The sequence below is a fragment of the Streptomyces sparsogenes subsp. cuspidosporus genome, assembly GCF_039532705.1.
GTDB lineage: Bacteria > Actinomycetota > Actinomycetes > Streptomycetales > Streptomycetaceae > Streptomyces > Streptomyces sparsogenes.
The window spans coordinates 1-4,857 of sequence record NZ_BAAASD010000104.1; the positions used below are offsets into that span (position 1 = coordinate 1).

At 75.5% G+C, this 4,857-nt stretch carries 1 protein-coding gene; it reads right to left on the reverse strand.

Annotation, left to right across the window (positions count from 1 at the left end):
- Positions 1–4,834, reverse strand: a 4,834-nt coding sequence (locus ABFY07_RS42400; protein ID WP_346179571.1) for a type I polyketide synthase, incomplete at its 3' end; no start/stop codon positions are given.
- Between the last annotated feature and the right edge of the window lie 23 nt (positions 4,835–4,857).

Consider the following 4,857-nt stretch of genomic DNA (forward strand, 5'->3'; position numbering starts at 1 on the left):
ACGGCACCTCCAACACACCGTCGAACGCCCCACACACCTCCCCGAACACCTCACCGAACCCCGGCAACCCCACCAACCCCGCACCCATCCCCAACCGCTGCGCCCCCTGACCCGAAAACACCAGCGCGAGGGGGCGTCCGGGCTTCGCGCGGTCCAGCGCGGTGTGCGGCGCGGGCTCTCCGGAGATGACGGCGTCCAGGCCGCGCAGCAGGTCTTCGCGAGTGCGGCCGCTGACCACGGCGCGGTGTTCGAGGTTCGCCCGGGTCGACACCAGCGACCAGGCGATATCCGCGTCGGAGGCCTCCGCCCCGGCCGCGAACTCCCGCAACCGCACGGCCTGCCCCCGCAACCCCGCGGCCGACCGGGCCGAGAGCACCCACGGCACCACACCCTCGGGCGCGGCCTCACCCGAGCCGGCACCGGGCCCGTCCGCGGCCCCGGAGGGCTGTTCCGCCGGGGCCTCCTCCAGCACCACATGGGCGTTCGTCCCGCTGATGCCGAACGACGACACCCCCGCCCGCCGCGGACGACCCGTCCCCGGCCACGGACGCGCCTCCGTCACCAGCTCCACCGCACCCGACGACCAGTCCACATGCGGCGTCGGCTCATCCACATGCAACGTCCTGGGCACCACACCCCGCCGCATCGCCTCCACCATCTTGATCACACCAGCCACGCCGGCGGCGGCCTGCGTGTGACCGATGTTCGACTTCAAGGAGCCCATCAGGAGCGGCTGCCCGTCGGGGCGCTCCTGCCCGTAGGTGGCGAGGACGGCCTGGGCCTCGATCGGGTCGCCCAGCGGGGTGCCGGTGCCGTGGGCCTCGACCACGTCCACATCGGCCGCCGACAGACCCGCGCTCGCCAACGCCTGCCGGATCACCCGCTGCTGCGACGGACCGTTCGGCGCCGTCAGACCATTCGACGCACCGTCCTGGTTCACCGCCGAACCCCGCACCACCGCCAACACCTCATGCCCCAGACGCCGCGCGTCCGACAACCGCTCCACCAGCAGCAGGCCCACGCCCTCGGACCAGGTGGTGCCGTCGGCGGCGGCGGCGAAGGACTTGCAGCGGCCGTCCGGCGCGAGCCCCTGCTGGCGGCTGAATTCGACGAAGGAGTCCGGGGTCGCCATCACGGCGACGCCGCCGGCCAGGGCCAGGGTGCACTCGCCGCGGCGCAGCGCCTGGGCCGCCTGGTGCAGCGCCACCAGCGAGGACGAGCACGCCGTGTCCACCGTCACGGCAGGCCCCTCGAAGCCGAAGGTGTACGACACGCGGCCGGTGGCGATGGAGCCGGTGTTGCCGTTGCCGAGGAAGCCGACGACCTCCTCGGGGATGGACCGCAGCCGGGCGGCGTAGTCGTGGTACATGAGCCCGGCGAACACCCCGACCCTGGTGCCGCGCACGGCGGCGGGGTCGATGCCCGCGCGCTCCAGCGCCTCCCAGGTGGTCTCCAGGAGCAGCCGCTGCTGCGGGTCCATGGCCAGCGCCTCGCGCGGCGAGATCCCGAAGAACTCCGCGTCGAACTCGGCGGCGTCGTGGAGGAACCCGCCCTCGCCCACGTAGCTGGTGTTCGGGCGCGCGCCCTGCGGGTCGTACAGCTCGTCGACGTTCCAGCCGCGGTCCCGGGGGAAGGGCGTGACGCCGTCCCGGCCGTCGGCGACCAGCTGCCACAGCTCCTCGGGCGTGCGGACGCCGCCGGGGTAGCGGCAGCTCATGCCGATGATGGCGATCGGCTCGTCGTCGGCCGCCGCGGGCGCCGGGTGGGCCGGGCCCGCCGTCTCGGCTTCCCCGCCCACGAGTTGTGAGCCCAGGTGGCGGGCCAGGGCCACCGGCGTCGGGTAGTCGAAGACGAGGGTGGCGGGCAGCCGGACATCGGTGGCCGCGGCGAGCTGGTTGCGGAGGTCCACGGCGGTGAGCGAGTCGAAGCCGAGTTCGGTGAAGGCCCGGTCGGGCTCCAGGCCGCTGTCGGGCGCGTAGCCGAGTACCGCGGTGACGTGCCGCAGCACCAGCCGCAGCAGCGTCTCTTCGCGGTCGGCCGCGGACAGGGCGCGCAGCCGGTCACGCAGCCCGCCGGTCGGCTCCTCCGCCGAGGCCCGCCGGGATGTGGTCCGTACCAGGCCGCGCAGCACCGGGGGGATGCCGGCGGTGTCGCGGCGGACGGCGGCCGGATCGAACGCCATCGGGACGAGCACCGGTTCGTCCGCGGCCAGCGCCGCGTCGAACAGCGCCAGGCCGTCCTCCATGGACAGGGCCGACATGCCGCCGCGGGAGACCCGGGCGAGGTCCTGCTCGCTCATGACCTGCGACATGGTGCTGCGCTGCTCCCACAGGCCCCAGGCCAGGGCGTGCGCGGCGAGCCCCTTCGCCCTGCGGTGCTCGGCCAGGGCGTTGAGGAAGGTGTTGGCCGCCGCGTAGTTGGCCTGGCCCACCGCGCCCAGCACGCCGGCCGCCGACGAGAACAGCACGAAGGCGGTGAGCTCGCGGTCCGCGGTGAGCTCGTGCAGGTTCCAGGCTGCCTGCGCCTTGGGGCGCAGCACGGTGTCGACCCGCTCCCGGGTCAGCGAGGAGATGACGCCGTCGTCCACGACGCCGGCGGAGTGGACCACCGCGCGCAGCGGCCGGTCGGCGGGGATGTCCGCGAGGACGGCGGCCAGGCTCTCCCGGTCCGCCGCGTCGCAGGCGGCCACCGTGGCCTCGGCGCCGAGTTCGGCGAGCGCGGTCACCAGCTCCTGGGCGCCCGCGGCACGCGGCCCCTGACGGCCGAGCAGCAGAAGGTGGCGCACGCCGTGCTCGGCGGCCAGGTGCCGGGCCACGGCGCCGCCGAGGACGCCGGTGCCGCCGGTGATGAGCACGGTGCCGTGCGGGTCCCACACAGGCGCGGAGCCGTCCCCGGGCCGCACCGCGCCGTCCCCGGGCCGCACCGCGCCGTCCCCGGTCGGCGCCGAGCCCTCTCCGGTCCGCGCCGAGGGAGCCGCGGGGGCCGTACGGGCCAGTCGGGGCGCCCACAACGCGCCGTCCCGGAGCACCAGTTCGGGTTCGCCGACCGTGTGTGCGGTACGGACGGCGGACACGAGCGCCGCCGGCGTGGCGTCGCCGAGATCGGCCGGCAGGTCGAGCTGCACCATGCGGTCGGGGTGTTCTGACTGGGCTGAGCGCACCAGGCCGCGGGCCGCGGCGTGCGGCAGGTCGGGGCCTGGGGCGTCTGCGTCACGAGCCGTCGCGTTTCGGGTGGCCAGCACCAGACGGCCGGACGCGAACCTGTCGTCCTCGAGCCAGGCCCGCACCGTCTCCAGCGCCCAGCCCGTGGCCGCCTTGGTCGCCTCCGGTATGTCTCCGGAGAAGTCCGGGCACACCACGACCACGGCGTCCGGCATCGCTGTTCCGGCGTCGAGCGCCGCGGCGAGCTCCGCGAGATCCCCGTACGCCTCGGTGTCGGCGTCCGCGGCGCGGGTGAGCTCGGCGGCCTCCGCTCCGACGGCCGCCCAGGCGGGCCGGGAGGCGCCGGCCACGGCCGGGACGGGGGACAGCTCGGCCCAGCCGGTGCGGTACAGCCAGTCGCCCTGGCCGCGCGCGGCGCGCAGTTGTTCGCCGCTGACCGGGCGCAGGGCCAGGGTGTCGACGGAGGCCACCGGCAGCCCGCCGCCGTCGGTCATGGTGACCGTGACGCCGCCGGTGGCCGACAGGGCGAGGCGGACGCGCACCGCGGTCGCCCCGGTGGCGTACACGCGCACGCCCTCCCAGGAGAACGGCAGGCCACGCGGTGGCTCATGGTCGCCGGACGCCTCCAGCAGGGACACGCCGTGCAGGGCCGCGTCGAGTACGGCGGGGTGCAGACAGAAGTCCCCCGCCACCCCCGCTTCCGCGCCCTCGGGGAGCGTCACCTCGGTGAACACCTCGGACCCGCGCCGCCATGCTGCCTTGAGCCCCTGGAAGGCGGGGCCGTAGGCGAAGCCGCCCTCGCTCATCTCGTCGTAGAGGCCGTCCACCGCGACGGGTACGGCGCCCTCGGGCGGCCACGCCTGGGGCGCGGCGGGGGTCGTCCGGGCCAAGGAGGCCGGGGAGGCCGGGGACAGCAGGCCCGTGGCGTGGGTGGCCCACGGGTCGGCGTCGCCGGTCCTCGCGTACACCGCGAAGGGGCGCCGGCCGTCCTGGTCCCCTTCGCCCACCGTGAGCTGGACCCGCGCGGTGGTCCCTTCGGGCAGTACCAGGGGCGCGTGGAGCGTCAGTTCCTCGACACCGTCGCAGCCGACCTCGTCGCCGGCCCGCAGCGCCATCTCGACGAAGCCGGCGCCGGGGAAGAGCACCGTGTCCAGCACCGCGTGGTCGGCCAGCCAGGGCTGCTCGGCCGGCGAGAGACGGCCGGTGAGGAGCACGCCGTCGCCCTCGGCCGGCCGGATCCCGGCGCCGAGCAGCGGGTGTCCGGTGGGTTCGAGTCCCACCGAGCCGATGGCCGATTCCACGCCGACCGGTCCGGAGCGGTGCGGCCAGTAGCGCTGTCGGTGGAAGGCGTAGGTGGGCAGCTCGACCCGGGGGCCGGGGCGCAGGGTCGGCCAGGTCACGCGGGTGCCCCGCACGTGCAGCCGCGCCAGCGCCGAGACGAACGAGTCCACCTCGCCCTGACCGGCCCGCACCGCGGGCACCGCGAGAACGCCCTCGCCGCGCCCCTGCACCAGGCCGCTCAGCACCGCGTCGGGCCCGACCTCGACAAAGTCCGTCACCCCTCGGTCCACCAGGCATTCCACGCCGTCGGCGAAGCGCACCGCCTCCCGCGCGTGCCGCACCCAGTACTCCACACTGCACAACTCACCCGCATCGGCCACCGCACCGGTCACGTTCGACACCACCGGAATGACCG